Annotated in this window: 24 protein-coding genes; 10 read left to right on the top strand and 14 right to left on the bottom strand. The window is 72.3% G+C overall.

Translation table 11 applies throughout. From position 1 onward, the window contains the following. Positions 1–141: 141 nt before the first annotated feature. Both IO36_RS13830 and IO36_RS13825 read right to left on the bottom strand, forming a co-directional pair. Complete coding sequence (locus IO36_RS13830; RefSeq protein ID WP_158997342.1) at positions 142–843, bottom strand: hypothetical protein; 702 nt, start codon at positions 841–843, stop codon at positions 142–144. Between the two features lie 70 nt (positions 844–913). After that, positions 914–1,828 (bottom strand): LLM class flavin-dependent oxidoreductase, encoded by a 915-nt coding sequence (locus IO36_RS13825; protein ID WP_037619953.1) that lies wholly within the window; start codon positions 1,826–1,828, stop codon positions 914–916. A 61-nt stretch (positions 1,829–1,889) separates the two neighbouring features. On the opposite strand from IO36_RS13825, the gene IO36_RS13820 reads away from it, so the two are divergent. Both IO36_RS13820 and ltaE read left to right on the top strand, forming a co-directional pair. After that, a complete protein-coding gene (locus IO36_RS13820) occupies positions 1,890–2,351 on the top strand; it encodes a MarR family winged helix-turn-helix transcriptional regulator (RefSeq protein WP_037619783.1) in 462 nt (153 codons plus the stop codon). Positions 2,352–2,658: 307 nt separating this feature from the next. Continuing rightward, the gene (gene ltaE, locus IO36_RS13815) at positions 2,659–3,786 is read left to right on the top strand and encodes a low-specificity L-threonine aldolase (RefSeq protein ID WP_245173260.1); all 1,128 of its coding nucleotides are present in this window, start codon (positions 2,659–2,661) and stop codon (positions 3,784–3,786) included. Between the two features lie 93 nt (positions 3,787–3,879). Here the strand turns inward: ltaE and IO36_RS13810 are convergent, their stop codons facing one another. Further along, positions 3,880–5,358 (bottom strand): glutamate-cysteine ligase family protein, encoded by a 1,479-nt coding sequence (locus tag IO36_RS13810; protein ID WP_037619782.1) that lies wholly within the window; start codon positions 5,356–5,358, stop codon positions 3,880–3,882. Between the two features lie 211 nt (positions 5,359–5,569). Continuing rightward, positions 5,570–6,298: a hypothetical protein gene (locus IO36_RS13805; protein WP_158997340.1), complete on the bottom strand. Its 729-nt coding sequence runs from the start codon at positions 6,296–6,298 to the stop codon at positions 5,570–5,572. Positions 6,299–6,544: 246 nt separating this feature from the next. Between IO36_RS13805 and IO36_RS13800 the strand changes: the two genes are divergently transcribed. Then, entirely contained in the window at positions 6,545–6,877 is a 333-nt protein-coding gene (locus tag IO36_RS13800; protein ID WP_037619780.1) for an ANTAR domain-containing protein, read from the top strand. A gap of 105 nt (positions 6,878–6,982) precedes the next feature. On the opposite strand, the gene IO36_RS13795 is transcribed toward IO36_RS13800, so the two are convergent. Continuing rightward, positions 6,983–7,573 (bottom strand): dihydrofolate reductase family protein, encoded by a 591-nt coding sequence (locus IO36_RS13795; protein ID WP_037619779.1) that lies wholly within the window; start codon positions 7,571–7,573, stop codon positions 6,983–6,985. Between the two features lie 164 nt (positions 7,574–7,737). Between IO36_RS13795 and IO36_RS13790 the strand changes: the two genes are divergently transcribed. From IO36_RS13790 to IO36_RS13780, 3 genes are all read left to right on the top strand, one after another. Then, positions 7,738–8,748, top strand: coding sequence for a sigma-70 family RNA polymerase sigma factor (locus tag IO36_RS13790; RefSeq protein ID WP_037619778.1), 1,011 nt, complete (start codon positions 7,738–7,740; stop codon positions 8,746–8,748). 758 nt (positions 8,749–9,506) lie between these two features. Next, positions 9,507–10,031 (top strand): hypothetical protein, encoded by a 525-nt coding sequence (locus tag IO36_RS13785; RefSeq protein WP_037619777.1) that lies wholly within the window; start codon positions 9,507–9,509, stop codon positions 10,029–10,031. A 303-nt stretch (positions 10,032–10,334) separates the two neighbouring features. Continuing rightward, positions 10,335–10,520 (top strand): hypothetical protein, encoded by a 186-nt coding sequence (locus IO36_RS13780; RefSeq protein WP_037619775.1) that lies wholly within the window; start codon positions 10,335–10,337, stop codon positions 10,518–10,520. Positions 10,521–10,599: 79 nt separating this feature from the next. Here the strand turns inward: IO36_RS13780 and IO36_RS13775 are convergent, their stop codons facing one another. The 3 genes from IO36_RS13775 to IO36_RS13765 form a co-directional block, all read right to left on the bottom strand. Further along, positions 10,600–11,376, bottom strand: a complete 777-nt coding sequence (locus IO36_RS13775) for a hypothetical protein (RefSeq protein WP_037619774.1) — start codon at positions 11,374–11,376, stop codon at positions 10,600–10,602. Positions 11,377–11,703: 327 nt separating this feature from the next. Further along, positions 11,704–12,411, bottom strand: a complete 708-nt coding sequence (locus IO36_RS13770; RefSeq protein WP_037619772.1) for a DUF4232 domain-containing protein — start codon at positions 12,409–12,411, stop codon at positions 11,704–11,706. Positions 12,412–12,861: 450 nt separating this feature from the next. After that, positions 12,862–13,566, bottom strand: coding sequence for an NADPH-dependent F420 reductase (locus IO36_RS13765; protein ID WP_051900408.1), 705 nt, complete (start codon positions 13,564–13,566; stop codon positions 12,862–12,864). Positions 13,567–13,670: 104 nt separating this feature from the next. Between IO36_RS13765 and IO36_RS13760 the strand changes: the two genes are divergently transcribed. Further along, positions 13,671–14,027 (top strand): winged helix-turn-helix transcriptional regulator, encoded by a 357-nt coding sequence (locus IO36_RS13760; protein ID WP_051900407.1) that lies wholly within the window; start codon positions 13,671–13,673, stop codon positions 14,025–14,027. Here the strand turns inward: IO36_RS13760 and IO36_RS13755 are convergent, their stop codons facing one another. Continuing rightward, on the bottom strand, positions 14,028–14,546 hold the full coding sequence (locus IO36_RS13755) for a GNAT family N-acetyltransferase (protein ID WP_037619769.1): 519 nt from the start codon (positions 14,544–14,546) through the stop codon (positions 14,028–14,030). Positions 14,547–14,811: 265 nt separating this feature from the next. On the opposite strand from IO36_RS13755, the gene IO36_RS13750 reads away from it, so the two are divergent. Next, positions 14,812–15,348: a hypothetical protein gene (locus tag IO36_RS13750; RefSeq protein WP_158997338.1), complete on the top strand. Its 537-nt coding sequence runs from the start codon at positions 14,812–14,814 to the stop codon at positions 15,346–15,348. 228 nt (positions 15,349–15,576) lie between these two features. On the opposite strand, the gene IO36_RS13745 is transcribed toward IO36_RS13750, so the two are convergent. The 5 genes from IO36_RS13745 to IO36_RS13725 all read right to left on the bottom strand — a co-directional run bounded on the left by IO36_RS13745 (position 15,577) and on the right by IO36_RS13725 (position 19,287). Continuing rightward, positions 15,577–16,584, bottom strand: coding sequence for a HEAT repeat domain-containing protein (locus IO36_RS13745; protein WP_037619767.1), 1,008 nt, complete (start codon positions 16,582–16,584; stop codon positions 15,577–15,579). A 3-nt stretch (positions 16,585–16,587) separates the two neighbouring features. Further along, positions 16,588–17,259 (bottom strand): HEAT repeat domain-containing protein, encoded by a 672-nt coding sequence (locus IO36_RS13740; protein WP_037619766.1) that lies wholly within the window; start codon positions 17,257–17,259, stop codon positions 16,588–16,590. Positions 17,260–17,335: 76 nt separating this feature from the next. Then, a complete protein-coding gene (locus IO36_RS13735; protein WP_051900406.1) occupies positions 17,336–17,974 on the bottom strand; it encodes a TIGR03086 family metal-binding protein in 639 nt (212 codons plus the stop codon). A gap of 84 nt (positions 17,975–18,058) precedes the next feature. After that, a complete protein-coding gene (locus IO36_RS13730; RefSeq protein ID WP_051900405.1) occupies positions 18,059–18,727 on the bottom strand; it encodes a TetR/AcrR family transcriptional regulator in 669 nt (222 codons plus the stop codon). Between the two features lie 116 nt (positions 18,728–18,843). Then, on the bottom strand, positions 18,844–19,287 hold the full coding sequence (locus tag IO36_RS13725) for a hypothetical protein (RefSeq protein ID WP_245173259.1): 444 nt from the start codon (positions 19,285–19,287) through the stop codon (positions 18,844–18,846). Positions 19,288–19,561: 274 nt separating this feature from the next. Here IO36_RS13725 and IO36_RS13720 point away from each other — a divergent pair, with 274 nt between their 5' ends. Both IO36_RS13720 and IO36_RS13715 read left to right on the top strand, forming a co-directional pair. Further along, on the top strand, positions 19,562–20,152 hold the full coding sequence (locus tag IO36_RS13720; RefSeq protein WP_051900404.1) for a chloramphenicol phosphotransferase CPT family protein: 591 nt from the start codon (positions 19,562–19,564) through the stop codon (positions 20,150–20,152). Beyond that, a complete protein-coding gene (locus IO36_RS13715; protein ID WP_037619765.1) occupies positions 20,149–21,654 on the top strand; it encodes a COG1361 family protein in 1,506 nt (501 codons plus the stop codon). The genes IO36_RS13720 and IO36_RS13715 overlap by 4 nt, the downstream gene beginning before the upstream one ends. Positions 21,655–21,948: the final 294 nt, after the last annotated feature.

Raw genomic sequence — 21,948 nt, 5'->3', positions numbered from 1 at the left:
ACCGCCCGTCATCAGACAGGGAGAAGGCGTACGGCGGGCGAACGGCACGCGTACGGGGGACGCGTGCCGGGCGCCGCGAAGGCGACGCGGCCGGGGCCGGGTCAGCGGCCCCTGTTCGGGGGCCACTTCAGGTCTCCTCGGTCAGTCGTAACGCAGTTTGATCCAGAAGTAGAGGCTCATCGGAACCGTGAGCGCGCCCCAGAGGACCAGGACCACGGTGAGGGTGCCGACACCGAGAAGGGCGTTGATGAGGATCGCCAGCACGCACTGGCCGCCGACCCAGCCCCCGACCGCCTTGAACTCGGAGAGATCGTCGGAGAGTTGCTCCCGACGGAAGAACCACAGCCAGGCCATGTGGAGGCCGCCGAGCGACATCGCAGCGCCGGCGATGAGGAGGCCCGCGTCGATCAGCAGGTTCGTCTCGGGAGCGTCCTCGGTCCGGCGGGTGTGGCCGTGCACGGTCATGCTCGGGACGGTCCCCGCCCAGACGGTGACGTCGACGCGGTCGCCGGAGCGCACGTCGCGGAAGGCGCCGGGCGGGTCGTCCAGCCGGACGTCCCCGCCGACGGGCGCGGGCCCTGTGAGCGTGATCCTTACGACGCTGCCCCCTCGTCCTTCGGTGCCGGTGGAGGTGACCACGGCCGTGACCCTGTGCAGGCACGGTGCGTAGAGATCGTCGCGGTCGGAACGCGCGCATGGGGCCGCGGAGTCGAACCTGTCCGAGAGCGCGAGATCGTCGACCAGCCCGAACACGCCGCCGGCCGTCAGGAACAACCCCGCCGCGGCGAGCACGATGATGCCCGCGCCCCGGAGAAAACCCCATCGGTGCACGTGGTCTGCCACGGTCGGTCAGACGAGCGGCCGGTCCCCAGGGTTGTGCGTCCAGGGGGATGGGTGCCCGGCGGGGGAGTGGTCACACGATCCCGCTCTCGCGGACCGGGACGACGATCTCCTCGACGAGCCGGCGGGCCGCGTTGTCCGGATAGGGGCGGGGCAGCGCCAGCACGACGTGCCGGATCCCGGCCGCCGCGAGGGCGTGGACGTGCGCACGGGCGGCCGCGGGGTCGGAGTGGTCGACGATGATCTGCGCGGAGCGGGTGATCTCGGCGGGATCACGGCCGATGGCCGCGCAGTGCGCGTCCAGGACACGGGCCCGCTCGGCGATCCACTCGGTGCTGTTGTGCGGCGGGCCGGGGACGTTCCAGATGTCGGCGTGCTCGGCGACGATCCGCAGTGTGCGGTCGCCCCAGCCGCCGAGCAGCAGCGGAGGGCCCCCGGGCCGGGCGGGGCCGGGGCCGTTGCGCGTGCCGCGCAGGGTGGTGAAGGGGCCGTCGTGGTCGAAGACCTCCTCGGTCCACATGCGGCGCAGGATGGTGATCGTCTCGGTGAGCCGCGCGAGCCCCTCGGCGGGACTCGGGAGCGGGAACCCGTACGCGGCGAACTCGGCGACGGCCGGGTTGGGGCCGTCCGGCTGCCGCGTGCCGCCGACGCCCAGGCCCATGACCAGGCGCCCGCCGGAGATGGCGTCCACCGTGGTGGCGATCTTCCCCAGGTGGGCGGGGGCGCGCAGCGTGTTGGCGGTGACCAGCAGCCCGAGACGCAGCCGTGTCGTCCGGGCGGCCAGCGCCGCCAGCAGGGTCCAGCCCTCCAGGACGGCGCCGCCGGGCGGTCCGGCCAGCGGCATCAGGTGGTCCCACAGCCAGGCGTCGTCGAGTTCGGGCAGGTCGTCGGCCTCTTCCCAGACGCGGAGGATCTCGTCGTAGGAGAGGTGCATGGGCGTCGTCTTCAGGCCGAAGCGCAGCGGGTGCCGGTTCTCGTCAGTGGGCATGACCGTCACTCTAGCCGATCGTCAGTGTTGATGACTATCAGTCGCCGACTACGATGCCGGAATGGCGGAGAACGACGACAGCGGGTCCGGGGTCGAGGAGTTGCTCGGCACACGGCTGGGCTACCTGCTCAAGCACGCACAGATGCGGCTGGCCGAACACGCCGGGCCCGCGCTGGCCCCGTACGGGCTGGACGCACGGGAGCTGGCGGTGCTCGCGGTCCTTGCGGCGGGCCGCCCCCTGTCGCAGCTGGAGGCCGCGCGGCGGCTCGGCGTGGACCGTACGACGATGGTCGCGCTCGTCGACGCGCTGGAGGCCAAGGGCCTGGTGGAGCGGCGCCGCAGCGAGGAGGACCGCCGTCGCAACGTCGTCGAGCTCACGGAGCGAGGCGTGCGGGTGCGGGCGGAGGCGGAGGAGGCCCGCGAGACGGCGGAACGCCGCTTCCTCGCCCCGCTCGGCGAGCAGGACGCGGCGCGGCTGGTGAAGGCGCTGCGGGTCCTGGTCGGGACGTCCTACGGGAGCTGAGGTCGCGAGGGTGATCGTCCGGGACCGCCGACGGGACTGAGGCCCCGAGGTGATTGTCCGGGACCGCTGACGGGGCTGAGGCCCCGAGGGTGATCGTCCGGCACCACCGACGGGAGCTGAGGTCCCGCGGGTGATTCCCTGCGGCCACCCTCGGTAGCCGACGCCACTCCGGCGTGGCGGAGGTACGCGTGGTGATCGTCTGCTGTCACCCCGGCCTCGAGGCCACCTCCGGCGTGGCAGAGCGTGCGGTGATCGTCCGGCAGTACCCCGGCAGTCGATGCCCCCACCGGCGTGGCAGAGTATGCGTGTGCCGACCACTGATGCCGCCCGTGCCGCCCACGCCGTCGAGGTCCCGTCCGCCGAGGAGGCGGCCTCCGCCGCCCATGACGAGCCCGGACGCCTCGTCGATCTGCGCAGCGACACCGTCACCCGGCCCGGCCAGGCGATGCGCCGGGCGATGGCGGAGGCGGAGGTCGGCGACGACGTCTTCGGCGACGACCCCACCGTCAACGCGCTGCAGGAGCGGATCGCCGGGCTCCTCGGCTTCGAGGCCGCGCTGTTCGTCTCCTCAGGGACCCAGAGCAACCTGTGCGCCCTGCTGACCCACTGCGGCCGCGGCGACGAGTACATCGCCGGCCAGATGGCCCACCTGTACCGGTGGGAGGGCGGCGGCGCGGCCGTGCTCGGAGGCATCCAGCCCCAGCCGCTCGCGCACCGGGCGGACGGGACGCTGGACCCGGGGGACATCGCGGCGGCCGTGAAGCCCGACGACGCGCACTTCGCGCGGACACGGCTGCTCTGCCTGGAGAACACCATCGGCGGCCGGGCCGTGTCCCTGGACTACCTCAAGACCGCGACCCATGTCGCCCGCGACCACGGACTCGCCACACACCTGGACGGCGCACGACTGTTCAACGCGGCGGTGGCCGCGGGCGGCGACCCGTACGAGCAGGCGCGGCTCATCGCCGGCCACTTCGACAGCGTCTCCGTCTGCTTCAGCAAGGGCCTGGGCGCGCCCGTCGGTTCGGCGCTGGTCGGATCACGGGAGTTCGTGGCCGAGGCACGGCGCTGGCGCAAGGTCCTCGGCGGCGGGATGCGTCAGGCCGGTGTGCTCGCCGCCGGGGCGCTGTACGCCCTGGACCACCAGGTGACGCGGCTCGCCGACGACCACGCGAACGCCGCGCTGTTCGCCGACGCCCTCCAGGACCTGCCGGGCCTGACCATGGAGCCCAGCGGGACCAACATGGTCTTCGCGCGGTCCGCCCCGGGGGTGGACACCGACGAGATCCGTGACCGGCTGGAGCGCCGTGGTGTGCTGTGCGGGGGTTATCCCGGTCAACTCCGCTTCGTGTTCCACCTGGACGTGACCCGCGCCGACACCGAACGCGCCGTTCGGATCGTCCGCGAGACCCTGGCCGGGACGGCAACCGGCTGACCCCGCCGGTCTGTTGGCCCGTACGCCCCTCTCATCGGTGCGAACGCCCCTCGCGCTTTCCCCTCGGAGCGGGGCCGCGGGAGGGGAAGCCGGTCAGTCCACCGGCCAGGTGTGGACCGGTGCGTTCAGGTGCATGTAGTCGATGTACTGCCGTGTCATGCGCCGCAGGGCCTCGTGCCGGCCGCAGTGGTCCGACGTCTCGAACCGGTGCAGCATCTCCTTCTGCCAGATCGCGCCGTTGCGCGCGGTGACGCACCGCTGCTCGATGATGCCGAGAAGCGGCTCGCGCCAGGCCGCGTCCATGCCCGTGCGCTCCAGGCCCCGGTGCGCCAGCGGCAGCAGGCGTCGCAGGACGAGTTCGGGCGCCGGGACCTCGCCCACCCCGGGCCAGTACAGCCGGGCGTCCATGCCGTGGCGCGCGGCCGTGTGCAGGTTGTCCTCGGCGGCGGAGAAGGACATCCGCGACCACACCGGCCGGTCCTCGTCCACCAGGGCGCGGGTCAGCCCGTAGTAGAAGGCGCCGTTGGCGAGCGTGTCGGCGACCGTCGGGCCCGCGGGCAGCACCCGGTTCTCCACCCTCAGGTGCGGCAGGCCCCGGGAGACGGCGTAGACCGGACGGTTCCACCGGTAGATCGTGCCGTTGTGCAGGGTGAGTTCGGCCAGTTCCGGTGTGTCCCCGCGGTCCAGCGTCTGCGTCGGGTCCTGGTCCTCGCACAACGGCAGCAGCGCCGGGAAGTAGCGCAGGTTCTCCTCGAAGAGGTCGAAGACGCTGGTGATCCACCGCTCGCCGAACCAGACCCGGGGCCGTACGCCCTGGGCCTTGATCTCCACCGGGCGGGTGTCCGTGGCCTGCTCGAACAGCGGGATACGGGTCTCGTGCGCCAGCTCCTTGCCGAACAGGAAGGGCGAGTTGGCCGCCAGCGCGACCTGGACCCCGGCGATCGCCTGGGCCGCGTTCCAGTAGTCGGGGAACTCCTCGGGAGACACCTGGAGATGGAACTGCGTGCTCGTGCACGCGGCTTCCGGCGTGATGGTCTCCGCGTAGGTCCGCAGCCGGTCGACCCCGTCCACCTCGATCAGCAGATCCTCGCCGCGCGCCGCGAAGACCTGCTCGTTGATCAGCCGGTAGCGGGCGTTCTCCGACAGGGCCTCGGGGCCGACGTCCTTCTCCTGCAGCGTGGGCAGGATGCCGATCATGATGAGATGGACGCCGACCGTCCGGGCCCGCTCGTCGGCGTGGTTCAGGGCGCCGCGGATCTCGTCCTCCCAGGCGTCCGGACCACCCGCGGTCAGCCGCCGGGGCGGGATGTTGATCTCCAGGTTGAACCGGCCCAGCTCGGTGTCCCAGGCGGGGTCCGCGATGGCGTCGAGCACGTCGGCGTTGCGCATCGCGGGCTCGGCCTCGGTGTCGGTCAGGTTCAGCTCGATCTCCAGGCCCACCCGGGGCCACTCGGCGTCGAACCGTGACTCCCGCAGCATCTGCGCGAAGGCGTCGAGACACTCCTGCATCTTGATCCGGTACCGCCTGCGGTCCTCGCGGGTGAAGACCAGCGCCGGAACGTCGCGTCCCATAGGCCCTCCCGGTGACCCGCGGAAACCTCTCCCGTCCAGCGTCGCACCATGGGCCGGGTCTGACCATGCGGGACGGGGTTCCACGGCGTCGCGGTGAGCCGGTACGGGGCCGGTGACCAGGAGCGTTCCGGCCCGTGGGGGCGGCCGGCCACGGAGATCGCCGGCCCCGCGGGCTGCCCGCGGGGCCGGAGCGCATGCCGGACGGAGACCGTCAGGCGGTCTTCTCGATCTTGGTGACCTGTGCCGCGACGAGAGCGGCCGGGATCTCGGGAGCCTTGCCGCCCAGGGCGCTCATCGCGGAGAAGACGACCAGGGTCGAGCCGCTGCGGACGACCGTGTAGGTCACCGGGATCTTGGTTCCCTCGATGTCGCTGGTCATCGAGTACGACACCGCCTCGTCACCGAGCGAGGGAGCCTTCAGGGCCTTGACGCCCGTGTACTGGTAGTCGGTGTGCTCGTAGGCCTTGCAGGTCCCGCTCTGGGCGCGCAGGTCACCGACCACCTTCTTGGCGTCCGCCTCCTCGTGCGCGAGCAGACCCACGCGCAGCACCCGGCCGTCGGTGGCCGTCAGACTCGTCAGCGATCGGGACACCCGGGCCGCCGCGTGCGGATCGGTGCTCAGCAGGAACATGTCGGCGAGCGCCTGGCAGCCGGCCGGCTTCGCGGGCACGCTCACCTCCGGGATCTCGTCGTCGGGGGTGTCGCCGACGCGGTAGCCCTTCACGTCCGCCGTGGTGACCACGGCCTGCTTCAACTGCGCCTCGGTGAGGGGCTTCAGACCCTCGGGAGCGGCGGAACTCGCCTTGGCCGCGGGCTTCTTCGACGCGCCGCCGCCGGCGTTGTCGCCGCCGTCGGTGCCCTGTCCGCCGCACGCGGCCGTCAAGGCGAGCACCGCCGTCGCACAGATGCCCATCAGGACACGTCCCGGTACTGACTTCACGTTCTTCCCCACCCTCATACGTTCATGGACGCGTCCACGACAACGGGCGCGCCGAGCCGCATTCAAGCCCACAACCAGCGGACTTTGCCAGCTCATTAGGCCCGCTTGGGGTAACGATCAGAGATCGGCGAATGGTTGTACGCCACGCCAGTGGATCTCGACACGTTCACGTCACCCACCGCCACCCGGCGCGGAATCACCTGCACTTGGTGGCATCGCACCGGTCGGGTCGGTGAGGATGGACTCATGGCATCGGGATCCAGTGGAGCGAACGACGACAGCGACCGCGTCTTCGAGCTCGAGGCGGAGGTGCAGCAGCTGAAGGAGGCCGTCACCTCGCACGCCGTCGTGGACCAGGCCATCGGGATGATGGTCGCCCTCGGCCGCGTCTCCCCGGACCAGGGCTGGGCCGTGCTGAAGGACGTCTCCCAGCACACCAACATCAAGCTGCGCAACGTCGCCGAACTGATCCTGGTCTGGGGGCGAGAGGGCGAGATCCCGGACGACATCCGGGCGGAACTGGAGGACGCCCTCGACCGCCACGGCCCCGCCCAGATCCCCGAGGCGCCCCAGGAATGACGTGCGGAGCAGCGGCGGCCGGGCCGGCGGGCGCCTGGTGACCGGGCCTGCCGACCGGTTCCCTCAGCCGCCGTGGACGAACGCGTAGGTGAGGAGGCGGGCCCCTCAGCCCCCGTGGACGAACGCGTAGGTGAGGAAAGCGAGCCCGTCACCGATCGTCCGTGACTCCAGCAGCCGTAGAGGCTTCGTGCCGAGGAGCGTGCCGTCGCCGAAGAACCGCTCCCCGGTCCCGAGCACCACCGGGAAGACGACCAGCCGTACCTCGTCCACGAGGTCGTGCTCGATCAGCGTCCGGCCGAGCCGATGACTGGCCGGCACGACGATCTCCCCGTCCAGCCGCTCCTTCAGCTTCGCGACCTCGGTCACCGCGTCGCCGCTCAGGACCGTCGAGTTGTCCCAGTCGGCCTCCAACGGCGTCGAGGACACCACGTACTTCGGCATGCTGTTCAGCCGGTCCGCCAGCGCGCCGCTCCGGGGCCGCCACCGCGTCCCGAAGAACGCGTAGCTCCTGCGCCCCAGCAGCCACGCCTCCGCGCGCAGCGCCTCCTCGAGCGCGACCTCGCTCCACGCGGCGAGGTCCTCGCCCCCGAACCTGCCGAACCAGCCGCCCCGCTCGAAGCCCTCCGCTCCGTCCGGGTCCTGGACCACCCCGTCCAGCGACACGTTCTGCGGCCCGCTCATCACGATCTTTCCCATGTCCGATCCCTCCTCGCGCCGACACCGTCGCCGGCCACAGAGGTACAGGCGCCGCCGGCCCGCGAAACCGGGCGCCTTCCCGCCGCCCGGTTCTCCTCCCGGCCGGCGCCTGTACAGGATGGAAGAGCGGCACGGCCCGAAAGAGGGAGAGGGAGACGGTGACGATGGCGGCGGCCGAACTGATCGACAGGGCGCGGGACGGGGACGGTGAGGCGTTCCGGGAGCTGACCGCGCCGCACGTACGGGAGCTGCAGGTCCACTGCTATCGCATGCTGGGATCGTTCGAGGACGCCGAGGACGCCCTGCAGAACACGCTGCTGGCCGCCTGGCAGGGCCTCGACGCTTTCGAGGAGCGCGCCTCGCTGCGCACCTGGCTCTACCGGATCGCCACCCACCGCTGTCTCGACGCACTCCGTGCGGCGAGCCGGCGCCCGGCGAGGCAGTGGGACGTGCCGGGCGTCGAACCCCCGGAGCCGACCCGGCTCGGCGAGGTCGTGTGGCTCCAGCCGCTTCCCGGTGCCCTCCCGCAGGACACGGCCGAGGCACCACTCGGTCCGGAGGCACGCTACGAACGGACCGAATCCATCTCCCTTGCCTTCGTGACCGCTCTTCAGGTCCTGCCGCCCCGCCAGGTCGCCGTCCTCGTCCTCCGGGACGTCCTGGGGTTCAGGGCGCGCGAGGTCGCCGACGTCCTGGACGCGACCGTCGACTCGGTCGACAGCGCCCTCAAGCGGGCACGCGCGGGACTGCGCCGCCATCAGGAACCGCGCGCCGGGCACGAGCCGCCTCCCGCCCCCGGCTCCGGTGCGGAGGAGGCGATCGTGGGCCGGTTCGTCGACGCGTGGGAGTCGGCCGACGTCGACGCCCTCGTGACGCTGCTGACCGACGACGTCTTCATGTCGATGCCCCCGATGCCCTTCGAATACCAGGGCCGGGACGTCGTGGCCCGCTTCTGCGCCGGACTGTTCGACGCCGGCCGCCGCTTCGACCTCGTCCCCGCACGGGCCAACGGCCAGCCGGCGTTCGGTGCCTACCTCCGCTCGCCGGACGGCGTCAGCCGCGGGGTCGGCCTCTACGTCCTCACCCTCACCGGGGATCGGATCGGGGCGATGACCCGGTTCGACGACGACGTGCTGCCGTGGTTCGGCCTGCCGAGGTCGCTCCCGGGGCGATGAGCGGTGGGCATGAGCACCGACGCCGACGCCGACGCCAGCACCGGCACGGGCACGGGCACCGGCGTCGGCGTCCGCACCGGCAGGTCAGCGGTGCGGGGGCGGCGTGTCGTCGGCCGGGGTCGGGAGTGGGGGCGGCGTGTCGTTCGCCGGGGCCGGGGCCGGGGCCGGGGCCGGGGCCGGGGACGGGGCCGGGGACGGGGCCGGGGACGGGTTCTGGTGCGGTGGCGCGGTGCCGTCCGCCGGGGTCGGAAATGCCGGCGGCGCGTCGTCTGCCGAGGTCCGGTGCGACGGCTCCGTGTCGCCCGCCGAGGCCGGGAGCGGTGGGGCGCGGCGGACGGCCGGGCCGGCGGGGGCGATGACGGCGGTCGCGAGGATAACCGCGGCCAGGATTCGTCGTCCGCCTTGCCGGATTCGACACTTCGCGTCCCGGACACGCATCCCAGGGACCGCCCTTTCCGCAGTTCGAAGGGGGTGGGATCGTTCCACCGTTGCAGGCCGGCGGGAGGCGTTGTGGCGGCCTCCGGACGTGCTGGAAGCTCGGGGTGTCGCACCGGCCGGGGCCGCAGCCGCCCCGCCCGAGGCACCGCGACGGCACCCACTCCACCTCCACGTACCGGGACACCGTGTGTTCCGGATGCCCGGGGCCTCGCACAGGACCCGGACAGGGGTGGTGACGGGTCGGCGGGTGCCTCCGGCGCGAGAGCCGGAACGGGCCCGGAGCGACCGCACACCCACCAGAACCCGGAAGAGGGACCCACATGAGCAGCACCACCCACGCACACCGTCGTCCGGGCCGCCGCGCGGTCCTCGCCGCCGGCCTCCTCCTGGCGGTTGGGCTCGGCGTTTCGACGCAGGTGTCGGCCCAGGCCGCCGTCCACGCCCCGGCGAAGGCGTCCGCCGCCGCGTCGCGGTCGGTCAGCGGCACGACCGGCCAGGCGGTCACCAGGGTCGCGGACTTCTACGGCGCGTACATCGACGCGAAGGGCGACTACGAGGACCCGGACGGCAGGCTCGCGACAGCGCTCCGTACGCACTATCTGACGTCCGACTTCGCCACGCGCCTGGCGGCCTGGGAGGAGCGGAACGGGGAGGACGGGGTCCTGCGCGCCCAGAACGTCCCGGCGCGGTGGACGGTGACCGACAACGGTGCCGTGGGGATGGGGCACGAGGTCGTGGTCACCCTGACCTACGGCAGCGGCGAGACGACCCACAAGACCAGGCTCTTCGTCCTGCTGGAGCGCTACGGCCACATCGCCGACATCGGCACGACGACGAACGGCTGACGCACCGCCGACGGCGGAGTCGGCCTGCCGGGGGGCTCTGCGGGGCCGGGTGATGGTGCCCGGCCCCGCGACGAGCCGTGGTGCCCCCCGTTCCGGCCGCCGACACCTGGACGCATCCGGCTTTTCGCCCTCCGTTCGTCGGTCCGTGCACGTTCTGCCACGGGTGAACGTCGTGAGGTGATGATGTCCGCCACACCGGTTGGTGCTTCCGGTCCGGTCCCAAGCGTGTGATGCTGCTGCATCGTATGGACCATGAACCGGTCGGGGGGACCCGCGCGAGCCGGTGGCAGAGAGGACGGCTGCATGTCGACAGCGAAGCGCTGTTACAGCCTGACGTGGACCGATCCGGACGGCGCGGCGCAGGCCGCGGCCGGGCGATACGACAAGCGTTCCGCCACGAGGCGCAGGCGTGCACTGGAAGCCGTCGGCTGCACCCGCGTCGAGGTCGTCGTGGTCAAGCCCGGAGAGCTGCCCGAGCCGGCGCTCTGACCTTCTTCCCGGAAACCCGGCCGCCCACCGCCGTGACGCCGGGCCCTCGGAATGCCCGGGGGCCCCAGGCAGCGCCGCTTCAGTCCTTGCGGCCCTGAGGCCGACCGTCAGGGGCCGGGGAAGCCCCTCGTGGACGCATCAGGTCGAGGGAGTCGCCCCACGCGTCCAGTACCGCTCCGTGCCCTGCGGCACGCGCAGCCGATTCGACCTGCGCGAACAGCCGCCGTTGCGCGGCCGCGTCACCGGTGGCCGTGATGCCGTCGACGGCCGCCAGCAACTCATCGGTGTCCCAGCCGGGCAGCGGGTGCCGGGCCAGTTCCCACTCCAGGTACGTGTTGTACGGGCGGACGCGGCGGTCGAGCGCGAAGAGCAGCTCCAGCAGGAACCGGACGCTGTCGGCCGCGTCGAGACGAGCGGCGCGTGTCCGGCCAGCGCGGTGGCTCTTGAGCGAGCGGTAGAGGGAGTTGGCGTACGCGTCGAGCCATGCGGCGGAGGTCCTGAACGCCTCCTCGGCGTCGAGCCGGGCGTGTCCGGCGAGGATGTCCCCGATGGCGCCGTCGAGCCGGTCGAGCACGACCTTGGCACGGGCGAGGGCGTAACGCTCCCATGCCGGCATCCCGGCCTCTCGGAACTCGGTCAGCGTGACGACCACGAGGTCGAGCCCCGGACCGCCGCGATCCGCGAGGGGGCTCGGCCCGGTGCCGTCGGCGACGACCACGTACACGTCGTGGTCGGAGTGCACGGTGACCATGCCCTCATGGGCCCGGGACCCCTTGAGGGCGAGACCGACCACCGCCGGATCCGCGGAGGCGAGCTCGACGAAGGCATCGTAGGTGAGCGGGGTTCGAGCAGTCATGGTGGATCTCCGGTGAGATGACGACAGGTGTCCGCCCGACGAGAGGCTTGGCTGCCCGGCTACAGGCGTGACTCCTGATGCCGGGTGTGTCTGCCTGATGCCAGGTGTGTCTGCCGGGCCGCCTCGCCGCGAGGCGCCCCGCACCGTCTGCGGCGGCACCCGGCCGCCACCTCGAAGATCAACGCACATCCGGACCCTACCGCCGGGGCCTGCCGTGGGGCAGGACCTTTGCTAGGGAACGGGAGTACGGGTCCGGCGGGTTGCCGAAACGCCCGCTGTGGTCGGTGGTCCGGGCACTCCGGTGACCACAGGCCGGGGCGGTGCGGGTCAGCCGCCCTGGCCGGCGCTGCCGACGGGTCCGACCTTCACCGGGGTGCCGCTGCCCTCGGTGACGGGCAGGGAGGCGGCGCCCGGCCAGCCGAGGGTGACCGTGGAGGTCTCGTTCGGCGGGGTCACCAGCAGGCCCGTGATCCGGACGCCGGAGCCGCCCGAGTTGTTGAGCGGGTAGGTGATGCCGAAGGCCGTCGACTGCCCGCTCTTGAGCGTGACGTGGTTGACGGCCTCACCGGTGCGCTTCGCGGACAGCGACCCCGCGGAGGTCTTCAGGTCGACGCCCGCGTACCCGGCGATCGTGCAGGCCCGGCCACCGCGGTTCTTCAGCTCCACGGTGACGGTTCCGCCGGGGTCGCCGCCGATGGTCGTGTCCTTCGCGGTGATCGCCAGTCCGTCGGTGTGGCACCTCTCGACCGTGCCGCCTCCGCCGGAGCCGGTCCCGGCGGAGGTGCCCGTTCCGCCGGAGCTCTTTCCGGTACCGCCGGAGCCCTTGCCCGTTCCACCGGACCCCTTGCCGGTCCCGGCGCCGCCCGTCCCGCCGTTCTGGGAGCCGCCCGAGCCCGAGCCGCCGCCCGTGGAGGACGTGGTGGAACCCGAGGACGGTGCGCTCTGTCCCGTACCGTCATCCCCGTTCTGGCAGGCCGTGAGCGAGAGACCCGCGGCGACGGCCAGGGCGGCGAAGGTGAGCTTGCGAACGCGCATCGTTTCTTCCTCAGGATCGGTGGAGGGTGCCGCCCGCTCGGTACGAGCGGGCGTTTCTGCCGACCAAGAGCAGCCCGACCGGGCACCGCGTTCCGCCCGACGGCCCCGTAATACAGCCCTGTTACACACCGGATCGGTCCGGACGCCCGCGGTGACCGCGCGGGCCTGCTTCTGTCGTCCGTCGGATGCCCTTGGCCCGGCCGCTCCACGGCACGGGAGGCGGGGCCCCGCACGGCCCACCGTGGTGCTACGGGCCCGGCCGAGGACGGTGGCCAGGCGGTTCCAACAGCCTTTCCTGCGCCGGTTCTTGGTCGCCGTCCGCCGGTACGGATCCGTGACACGGGGGTACTTGACCGCGAACCGGCGCCACGGGCCGCGGCTCGGACGCCCCGGGCCCCTCGTACCTGCGCCACGAGCCGCCGAACCGTGCCCTGTTCCCGTCGCGGCGCCTCAGAGAGTCGCGGGGAGAGCGGAGTCGACCGGCGTGGGGAGCGCTGGGTCGGCGACAGTCGAGTCGACCGGAGCGGGGTCGACATCGGGAACGGCGTGCCTCGGGTTGTGACCGGAGGCGACGACCCTCATCACGAATCCCGCGGCCTCTTCCAACTGCCGGGCACTGTCGAGCCCGCCGACCACGGCCGTCCGCCCGCCGAGGTCGCCGATCAGTGCCGTGGCGACATCCAGAGCGGCACGCTCGTCGCCGCAGACGGCCACGACCGGTGCCGCCTCCCGCGGCCCCGCGTACGGCCACGAGGCTCCGGCGAACAGGTGCAGTGCCTTGACGACGAGGGCGCCGGGAGCGGAGCGGGCCACGAGCTGGGCCGCGGAGCCGGTCGCCGGCTTGAGTTCCCCGGTCCCGTAGTCGACCGGATTGGTGCAGTCGATCACGGTCTTGCCGGCGAGTGTTCCGTCGATGCCGCCGACGAGCCCCAGCGCGGCCTCCAGCCCCTCCCACGAGACCGCGACCACGACGACGTCGGTCGTGCCGGCGAAACCGGCGGGGTCAACTGCCCTTGCCGAAGTGCCGATCCGGTCCGCGGCCTCGCCGGCACGCTCGGGATCGCGCCCGGTCACCAGGACCGTATGACCGGACGCGGCCCAGGCGCGGCCCAGGGGCACGGCCAGGTTTCCGGTGCCCAGGATGCCTACGTTCACAACTGTCTCCTCTGCCGAGAGCGAGATGCGGGAAGCGATCTCCTCCCGACGCTACGAAGCCGCGTCCTACCGTCCGGTAGGACGCGGCTGGGATACTGGACCGTGTGCTTGAGGAGTCCTGTGAGTCCTTCGTGTCCGACTGCCATGTGCGCGCGGCGGCGGAGCTCATCCGCCACACCTGGGATCCCGTGGTGCTCTCGGCCCTGCGCCTGGGGCCGACGCGGCGCAACGAACTGCTCGCGCGGGTCGCGGGGGCCAGCGACAAGGTGCTCACAGAGGCGCTCCGACGACTCCAGGACCACGGCCTCGTCGTCAAGGCGCGCGGTGCCGAGCAGGCGTCGTCGCATCCGGGCGCGGTTTACCAACTCTCGCCACTCGGTGAGTCGTTCGCGAACGGGCCGCTCGCGCACCTCGCGCGATGGGCGGCGGACCATCAGACCGAACTCGCAGGACCGGCCTGATCAGAGGGGCCCGCGTGAACCGATCTCGCGTCGCATGCAGACCAGTTGGTCCCGCTCGTCCCAGGAATCGGTGACGGTGAAGCCCAGTCGTTCGTACAGGGCGACGGCCCCGGTCCGCCACTTCCAGACCGACAGCCGTACCTCGCCGGCACCGCTCTCGGCGGCCTGCGCGAGCGCGGCACCGAGCAGGCCCGACGCGATGCCGTGGCCGCGGTACCCCGGGTCCGTCCACAGTCTCTTGATCTCCGAGGACCCGTCGGCGGGCTTGGTCAGCACCAGGCACCCCACGGCGGTCTCCCCGCTCAGGGCCAGCAGCACGACGTCGTCGGCGAACGCGGTCCGCGGGTCCAGGACTTCCGTCCGGTAGCGGTCGGGCAGCTCGTCCACGTCGGCCACGGCCTGACCCTTCTCGCCCTCCGTCCGCAGGTGGTACGCCGCGAGCAGCGCGGCCGGCCCGTCGTCGGCCGAAGGCGTCCGGCCTGGCCAGCGCACGATGGAGATCTCGGCTCGATCGGTCATGGCGACAGCATCACACGACTCCGCCAGGCCGTGCGCGAGCCCCGGATCCGGCGTCGCCCCAGTACGGCCGCCCCAGGGTCCCGGGCCACCGGCGTGGGGGAGTCGGGGGCTGGGACGCCTCCCTCCCCGGCCGCCCGTGCCGCGAAGCCGAGTAGAGCGATCGGCTCAGCGACACCACCCGGGCGGGCGACGGTGTCGCACGAGCGGTTGCGCGGTTCCTACGGTCGTGATCGACACCGACGGAACCCATGCGAAGGAACGATTCGTGAACCGCACTGTCGCCAGAGCCGCAGCACTGCTCGCCTCCGCCCTCGTCGCCCTGCCCGCCACCTGCGCGGCCACCGCTGTCGCCGTCGACAAGGGGGACGGGCCCCTGGTCGTCATCACCACGGTGAACCAGCGCGCCGACGGCGACATCTTCAACGTCGGCCACGACAACATCGTGGGCTCCGGAAACGGGAACGGAGCGCCGTCCACGGGAGTCGGCGCCCCGGGCGCGGGCTCGGCGGTCGTACGCATCACCACGGGTGTCCGGCTGCCGTTCGACGGAGTGCGGCTCGCCTCGCACGAGGGCAGCGGCGAGTACCCCCCGGCCATCTACCCGAACTACCTCGTCAACGTCGCGATCGACGGCCCCTCTGAGGCCGTGTACCAGTCGGCGGGCACGGCTGGGCAGGTCCGGGTCACCGCGACCCTCGACACGGACGGCAAGGTCAGGCCGAACTGCTCCGCCGAGGGCAACCTTGACTGCCACGTCGACTACGACGCCCAGGGGCAGTACCTCGTCATCGACGGCCGCTGAGTCGGGCCCTGGGCGGGCTCCCGGGGGCCGCTGGGCGTCGGACATCGCCTCTCCGGGGGCGGTAGGGCGTCGGACATCGCTGCTCGGGGGCGGTGGGGCGTCGGACATCGCTGCTCGGGGGTCCGTACAGCGTCGGACATAGCCGCTCGGGGTCGGAAGAGCGTCGGGCATCGCCGCTCAGGGGCGGCGGGGCCTCGGACATCGCCCCTTCGCCCCGACGGCGGCCCGTCAGTCGTTCGACGCACGCAGCCGGAGCAGGTACGTCGCGGTCAGCGCGACGGCGGGGTCGGCGTCCTCGGACAGGGCCGCCAGCGCGTCCGACGCCGTCGGCCCCGGGATGCCCGCCAGCGCCTGGGTCAGCCGTCCGCGCGCGGGTGCTTCCGTGGCGGGGTCGGCGAGCCGGTCGACGAGCCTCGCCGCCAGCCCGTCCGCCGTCACGGCGTCGCCGGCCAGGACGCTCAGGGCATCCGCCGCGTCCGTGTCGTTGCGCCCCTCCACGATCATGTCGACGAGCGTCGGTACGGCTTCGGCCGCTCCCCGCGTCCCGAGCGCCAGCGCGGCCTGCCCGCGGACCACGGCGTCGGGGCTCGCGAGGGCGGCCCGCAGCAACGCGGCGGCCTCGGCGCCGGGCATCTCGGCCAGCGACCGGACGGCGCGTTCCCGTACCGCGGCCGTCGGTGAGTCCAGTCCCACCGCGAGCAGCTCCGCGCCACGGTCCCCGGAGCGTGCCAGGGCCCAGCGGAGGGCGCCGGCGACATTGGGTTCCGTCTCGGTCAGGGCCGCGTCCACCAACGCCTCCACCGGGACCGGGACTTCACCGGCAGACGAGAGCGCCGCCCGCTGGCGCGCGTCGGGGCTCGTCGAGGTCAGCGCCTGGAGCAGCGCGACGACCTGGAGGACGTCCTCCCAGTCCCCGGGCTCCACGGCACGGATCCTGTCCAGCCGTGTGAGCAACTCGGTCTCCGCCGCGATGCGTTCACGCGTCCTGGCGATCAGATCACCGACGAGCGAGGTGGGCGCGAAACCGGGATCGTCGAGGGCACGCCCGATGTCGCGCAGGGACAGCCCCAGCGACCGCAGGCTCTCGACGTGGAAGATCCGCCGGATGTCGTCACCGGAGTACTCCCGGTAGCCCGAGCCGGTGCGCCCCGACGGACGCACCAGACCGAGTGACTCGTAATGCCGCAGCATGCGGGCACTGACACCGGACCGTCGCGCCACCTCACCGATCAACACGCCCTATCGTCCCTCCTGACCGGGCCCGTCGAGCACCGCGACGCGCTTGGCCGCCTCGATCGCGAGCTGGAATCCGGCGTCCGGGTCGTCGAGCAGCCGCCGGGTGGCGAGCGCGTGCGCCCGCACGCGCGGGTCGGGCGCGCTCGCCGCCGCGCCCACGAGCGGCTCGATCACGTCTCCCAGCGCGACCAGGGCCTGGCTGAGACTGAGCTGCGTCTCCCGTCCGCCCCGCCCGAGTTGCGCCGTCAACTGCGCGGCCAGCGCCGTCGTTTCACCCTCGGGGACGAGGACGACCGCGGTGCGCCAGGCGCTGCGTGCCACCTCGTCGTCGGTGTCCGAGAGAAGTTCGGGTGTGATCGCCGGCCAGGCCCGCCGGTCCCCGATCTTCGACAGCGTGTGCAGTGCCTGGCTCCGTGCCTGCGGACGATCCGAGCGGAGCTCGTCGAGCAGCGCGGGCAGCGTCAAAGACACCGGGTGGCGGGTGAGCGCCCAGGTCAGCATGTCGCGGACGAAGAACTCGGGCTCGACCGCGCACCGCCGCACCAGCGCGGCGACGAAGCGCGGGCCGGGCGCCGTGCCGACAGCCAGAGCGGCCCGCAGCCGCACGGAGGAATCGTCGTCCTCCAGCCCCCGCAGAGCTCGTACGGCGTCCGTGTCCTGTTTCGTGGTCGTCATCGAGACCACCTCCTCGCCACGCACTCAACGGCTTGCCACCGTGTCAAGGTCAAGCGGGGGACCGTACGGGTCGCCGTCAGGCGCTGGTCTCCGCTTCTCCCCGTCCGGCGACGTCCGGGTGCCATCGGCGGGGATCCCGGCCGAGCAGGCGCAGGGTCTCTTCGAGCGGGGCGGAGCCGTCGGGCACGCCCAGTGCCGGGGCGAAGGCGTTCCCGGGACCGCGGCTCGCCTGATCGGCCGGGACCCGTCGGGCCACGGCGAGCGCCGCGCGGAGCACGTCCTCCGGCAGTTCCAGGTCCACCTTCAAGGCCGCGGCGACGTCCCAGGCGTGTACGACGTAGTCGACGAGGTGGAAGCGGACCGCCGGCCGTCCGGGGAAGCTCCCGCCCAGCTCGGGAAGCGCGAACTCCCGCTCGGTCACGCCGGGTTCGGCGAAGGCGTCGAGCACGGCCGTCGCCGCCGCCCGGTGGACGCGGGCCGGATCATCCGCGTCCACGGGCTCCCGCCAGTGGGCCGTCTCGTGTCCCGCTCCGCGCGCGGCCGCCGCGAAGCCGAAGTGCTGTGCGCTCATGTGGGCCACCAGCCGCCGAAGGTCCCAGCCCGCACAGGGGGTGTCCAGGTCCCAGTCCCCGTCCTTCGCCCGTTCCACCAGGCGCAGCGCTTCGAGGACGGCGATGCGGTCGAGTTCCACGATGTCCGTTCCGCTCAAAGTCATGACCGGACGGTAAAACTGTGCGAACGGTCGTGCAATTTGTTTTTCGGCCTCGGCCGCGACGACCCAGGACGGTCGGCGCAACGCCTACGGCAGGGGCGGTGCCGGCGAACCCTCCGCGGCAGCGCTCCGCAACCGTTCGGCGATGCCCGTCCGGGCCCGGCAGTAGGCGGTCTCCTCGCCGTGCAGCACGGCAACACCGTTGGCCGTCTCCATCAACGCGAGCAGCTCGAAAGCGAGTTGGGGCACGTCGATGTCGGGCCGCAGCTCGCCGCCCGCCCGGGCTTCTTCGACCGTGCGCTCCAGCAGGTCCGTCCACGCCCGGTGGGCCGACACGAGCGCGTCGTGCACGGGCCCGGTGCGGGCATCGAACTCGGCGATGACCCCGTAGAAGAAGCAGCCGCCGGGGAAGACCCGTCCGCGCGAGTACTCGAGCCACAGCTCGCACAGCCGCCACACACGTCCGACGCCCGCCGGGACCTGTTCGGCGGGCCGGATCACCTGCTCGGTGAAGATCCGGCCGGCTTCGCGGACGGTGGCGAGCTGGAGTTCCTGCTTGGACCCGAAGACGGCGAACACTCCGCTCTTGCTGATCCCCAGCTCGGTCGCGAGCCGCCCGACGGACAACGCCTCCAGCCCTTCGACCGACGCGATGTCGACCGTCCGCCCGAGCACCGACTGCCGAGTGCGGTTACCCCGCTCGACCCGCCCGTCCACCCGCGCCGAGGCCGCGGACGCACCGGATTCCTGGTTCACCGGCCCGGCATCGGGAGACGTCGTTTCGTGCTTCACAGAGAACCACTTTAGGCCGCCTCTCGGCTGTCACCTCGCGGCGCAGTGGTTGCACTGGCTTGCAAGGGGCGCTCAGAGGATCAGCCCGTGGTGTCCCATTCATCCGACGTCAGTGGTCGGGCGTCGGGGTAGTGCCGTTGGATCTCACGGAGCACCCACGGGTCGTCTGTGCGGACGTCCCAGGAGGAGCTGTCGAACTCCCGCAGGGTCACGACGAGTTCGGTCCCCGCGTAGCCTTCGAAGTCGGCGTCGACTGCCTGTAGGTAGGGCGCTCGCGTGGCCAGCAGCGCAAGGGTGGGCACGCCGTTGCCCGCCGAAGCCGCCACCAGCTCATCGAAGGCCGGGTGCGGCTGATCGTCGGAGAACCGAGCCCTCCATCTGAGCCCCAGTCCGAAGCTCCCCAGTCGGACCAGGAGTTCGGCCAGGGTGACGTAGCGCCGTACGCCTCTGGTGCCTGGCTCCGGAGCATCATCACGCCAGGCCGCGAAGGAGACCACCTGCGGGGTGGACGGCGCGTCGGTCATGGGCTCGGCCACCTGCTTCGATCTCGGAGAGACGCTTTCCGGTTCGATCATTGTCCAGGCCCGCCCGGTCCGCAGGAAATGGATTACCCCCAGTCCGTGACGTCATAAAGGAGGACGCGGTGATCGGAAAGGCCGGCAGCGTGCTGCGGACCACCGCGGTACTCCAGTGCGCCGCGGTCAACCACGCCGGCGACGAGCCGCGGAAGGAGCGCAGCTGACCCCTTCGACGAAGGCTTCGGCGACGCGGGACCGGTGGCCGTGTGATCATCCCCGTATGACACGCGGCCGGATCATCTTCCTCAACGGCACCTCCAGTTCGGGAAAGTCGAGCATCGCCCGCGAACTGCTCGACGTCCTCGACGACGGCGTCTTCTTCCACATGGCCGTGGACGGCTTCGGCGCGATGCGTACGGGGCGGCCCCTCGGCGCCGAGGAACTCGACCTCGCGCTGCGCCGGACCAGGATGGGCTTCCACCGCTCGATCGCGGCCATGGCCGAAGTGGGCAACGACGTCGTCGTGGACCATGTCCTCAGCGAGCACTGGCGGTTGCTCGACTGTCTGTCGGTGCTGCGCGCCGAGGACGTGCTGTTCGTGGGGGTCCACTGTCCGCTGGAGGAACTCGCGCGCCGTGAACAGGCCCGCGGAGACCGCCCGTCGGGTCTGGCCGCGCAGCAGTACGCCGTCGTCCACCGTCATGGCGATTACGACCTGGAGTGCGACACCGGCACGTCGACCCCGCGCGAATGCGCCGAGAGGATCAGGGAGTTCCTTCCCCGTCGGCCCCGTCATACTGCCTTCTCCCGCCTCCGCGAGCGGTACCGGGCGGAGATCGACGACCTGGCCGGAACCGTGGGGCGGGCGTGAACCCCCTGCGGGTCCGCGCGGGCAGGGCCGCCGTCGGCCTCATGCTCGCCCTGGCCGCGACCACCGCCTTCCTCTCCGGGTGCTCGTCGAGCGGCGGAGCCAAGGTGGAACTCGTCGCTCCTCCCGTCTTCTACGTCTCGCGGGACACGGACCGGCCCGTGTCCGACTTGCGGGTCCAGGAGAAGACCGTCGGAGTGACCGGGGGACTGCGGATCACCTTCGACGCCACCGGTCTTAGGGACATCGTCGGCGTCAAGCGCGCGCTTGACGCCTGCCCCGTCCACCTGCCCGTCTACCACTGCGACACCCATCCGGAGACGACGGGTTCGGGCGGTATCCAGTCCTTCCACCTGAGCCCCGCGAAGGGAGCGAAGGCGGGCGACTCCGGGGTGCTGCGCTACCGCGTGACCGCGCCCGGCCTCGCGCCGGTGACCGGACATTCCCTCGTCGTGGTCGGCAGACCGGAGCTCCGCGTCACCTTCGGTCCCGATCCGGGTCCCGTGGCAGCGGGAGGGAGCCTCGCCGTCGGGCTGACGGTGCACAACATCGGGGACGTGCCGGCCCGCGGGGTGTCGCTGACGATGCAGGCGCGCGAAGGCGTCACCTTCGGCGACCGGCACCGCAACTGCCGCTACCGAGGGGACACGGTGGCGTGGTGCAGGCTGCCCGCCGCCGACATCGTCATCCCACCGGGACGGTCGTACGGCCTGGAGACCCGCGAACACCTCCGAGCCGCGCGGGACGCCACGTATCCCACCGTCGACGTCACCGCCGCCGCAGTGGGTGACGACTACGTGCCCCCGGCCGCGATCGCGTCGAGGTACAGCAAGGGCGACGGACCAGCGCTGCACCTCCTCCCGGTCCCTCGACCGGCCTCCGACGCGACGGACACGGCCGACGACGGCCGGCAGACCTTCCGGGTGGCGGTGCGCAACCGGAGCGAGCTCGCCGCTGTGTCCGACACCGCCCGCGGCCCCGTCGGCAGCCTCGCGTCGGTGCGGATCGGCGTGCGGAACAACGGGCCCGGTGCCCTGCCCGCCGACGCCAAGGTCGTCTTCACGGTGCCGGACGGCACCACCGTGGCGGCGTCGCCGTACCGCTTCGAGAACGACGAGGAGGTGATCGACCAGGACTGCCGGGCCGTCACCGACGACGGCACACCCCTGGCCGAGGCGAGCGAGCGGCAGCCGAGTGCCCGGCGCTACGTGTGCACGGCTCGCGTCGGCGCGGTGGGGACCACGACGACGTTCCCCTTCACCCTCCGCATCGACCGGCCCGGCCCGCACGACGGCGGTCGCGTCACGGTCTCGGACGCCGACCCGGACCACCCCAGCCGCGACACCCGGCCGGCCGACGACGCGGCGGACGTCCAAGTCTCCGTCTGGCCGGGCCCGCCCTGGGCCACCCCCCGCTTCGACATCACCGCGGCGGTCGCCCTCCCGCTGCTCACCCTCGCCGCGACGCTCTACGTGCGACGTCGACGGGTCCGGCGGAAGCTCTGACGACGGGTCACCCGAGACGCTGGGCCGCAGATGGCGATTCCGTCGAGATGATGTGAAGGTATGTTCACATCATGTTCACATCACGGTTATGATCATCGCGCTTGCCGAGGTCCGGCCGGGATCCAGCCATATCCAGGCGTTCGGGAGATCCGTGGAGATCCGCCGCACGCCGCTGCCGGTGTGGACGCATGAGTGCCGGACGGGTACGCCCCGGCGGCCCGCGGACCGGTGGGACGGCGAGCCTCGAAGCGTCGAAGGCATGGGTGCCTTCGACACACCGCCGGTGCCGACCGA

It is taken from the genome of Streptomyces aureus, from assembly GCF_000725495.1.
Taxonomy (GTDB): Bacteria; Actinomycetota; Actinomycetes; order Streptomycetales; family Streptomycetaceae; genus Streptomyces; species Streptomyces aureus_B.
This window is presented reverse-complemented; position numbering and strand designations above follow the sequence as displayed.

Excerpts from the sequence above, each read along its gene's own strand:
- IO36_RS13775 (WP_037619774.1), bottom strand. The coding sequence starts at position 11,376 with ATGACTGCTCGAACCCCGCTCACCTACGATGCCTTCGTCGAGCTCGCC.
- IO36_RS13795 (WP_037619779.1), bottom strand. The coding sequence starts at position 7,573 with ATGGGAAAGATCGTGATGAGCGGGCCGCAGAACGTGTCGCTGGACGGG.
- IO36_RS13810 (WP_037619782.1), bottom strand. The coding sequence starts at position 5,358 with ATGGGACGCGACGTTCCGGCGCTGGTCTTCACCCGCGAGGACCGCAGG.
- IO36_RS13720 (WP_051900404.1), top strand. The coding sequence starts at position 19,562 with ATGACACGCGGCCGGATCATCTTCCTCAACGGCACCTCCAGTTCGGGA.
- IO36_RS13755 (WP_037619769.1), bottom strand. The coding sequence starts at position 14,546 with ATGACCGATCGAGCCGAGATCTCCATCGTGCGCTGGCCAGGCCGGACG.
- IO36_RS13790 (WP_037619778.1), top strand. The coding sequence starts at position 7,738 with ATGGCGGCGGCCGAACTGATCGACAGGGCGCGGGACGGGGACGGTGAG.
- IO36_RS13825 (WP_037619953.1), bottom strand. The coding sequence starts at position 1,828 with ATGCCCACTGACGAGAACCGGCACCCGCTGCGCTTCGGCCTGAAGACG.
- IO36_RS13780 (WP_037619775.1), top strand. The coding sequence starts at position 10,335 with ATGTCGACAGCGAAGCGCTGTTACAGCCTGACGTGGACCGATCCGGAC.
- IO36_RS13735 (WP_051900406.1), bottom strand. The coding sequence starts at position 17,974 with ATGACTTTGAGCGGAACGGACATCGTGGAACTCGACCGCATCGCCGTC.
- IO36_RS13725 (WP_245173259.1), bottom strand. The coding sequence starts at position 19,287 with ATGACCGACGCGCCGTCCACCCCGCAGGTGGTCTCCTTCGCGGCCTGG.
- IO36_RS13785 (WP_037619777.1), top strand. The coding sequence starts at position 9,507 with ATGAGCAGCACCACCCACGCACACCGTCGTCCGGGCCGCCGCGCGGTC.
- IO36_RS13800 (WP_037619780.1), top strand. The coding sequence starts at position 6,545 with ATGGCATCGGGATCCAGTGGAGCGAACGACGACAGCGACCGCGTCTTC.
- IO36_RS13740 (WP_037619766.1), bottom strand. The coding sequence starts at position 17,259 with ATGACGACCACGAAACAGGACACGGACGCCGTACGAGCTCTGCGGGGG.
- IO36_RS13820 (WP_037619783.1), top strand. The coding sequence starts at position 1,890 with ATGGCGGAGAACGACGACAGCGGGTCCGGGGTCGAGGAGTTGCTCGGC.
- IO36_RS13770 (WP_037619772.1), bottom strand. The coding sequence starts at position 12,411 with ATGCGCGTTCGCAAGCTCACCTTCGCCGCCCTGGCCGTCGCCGCGGGT.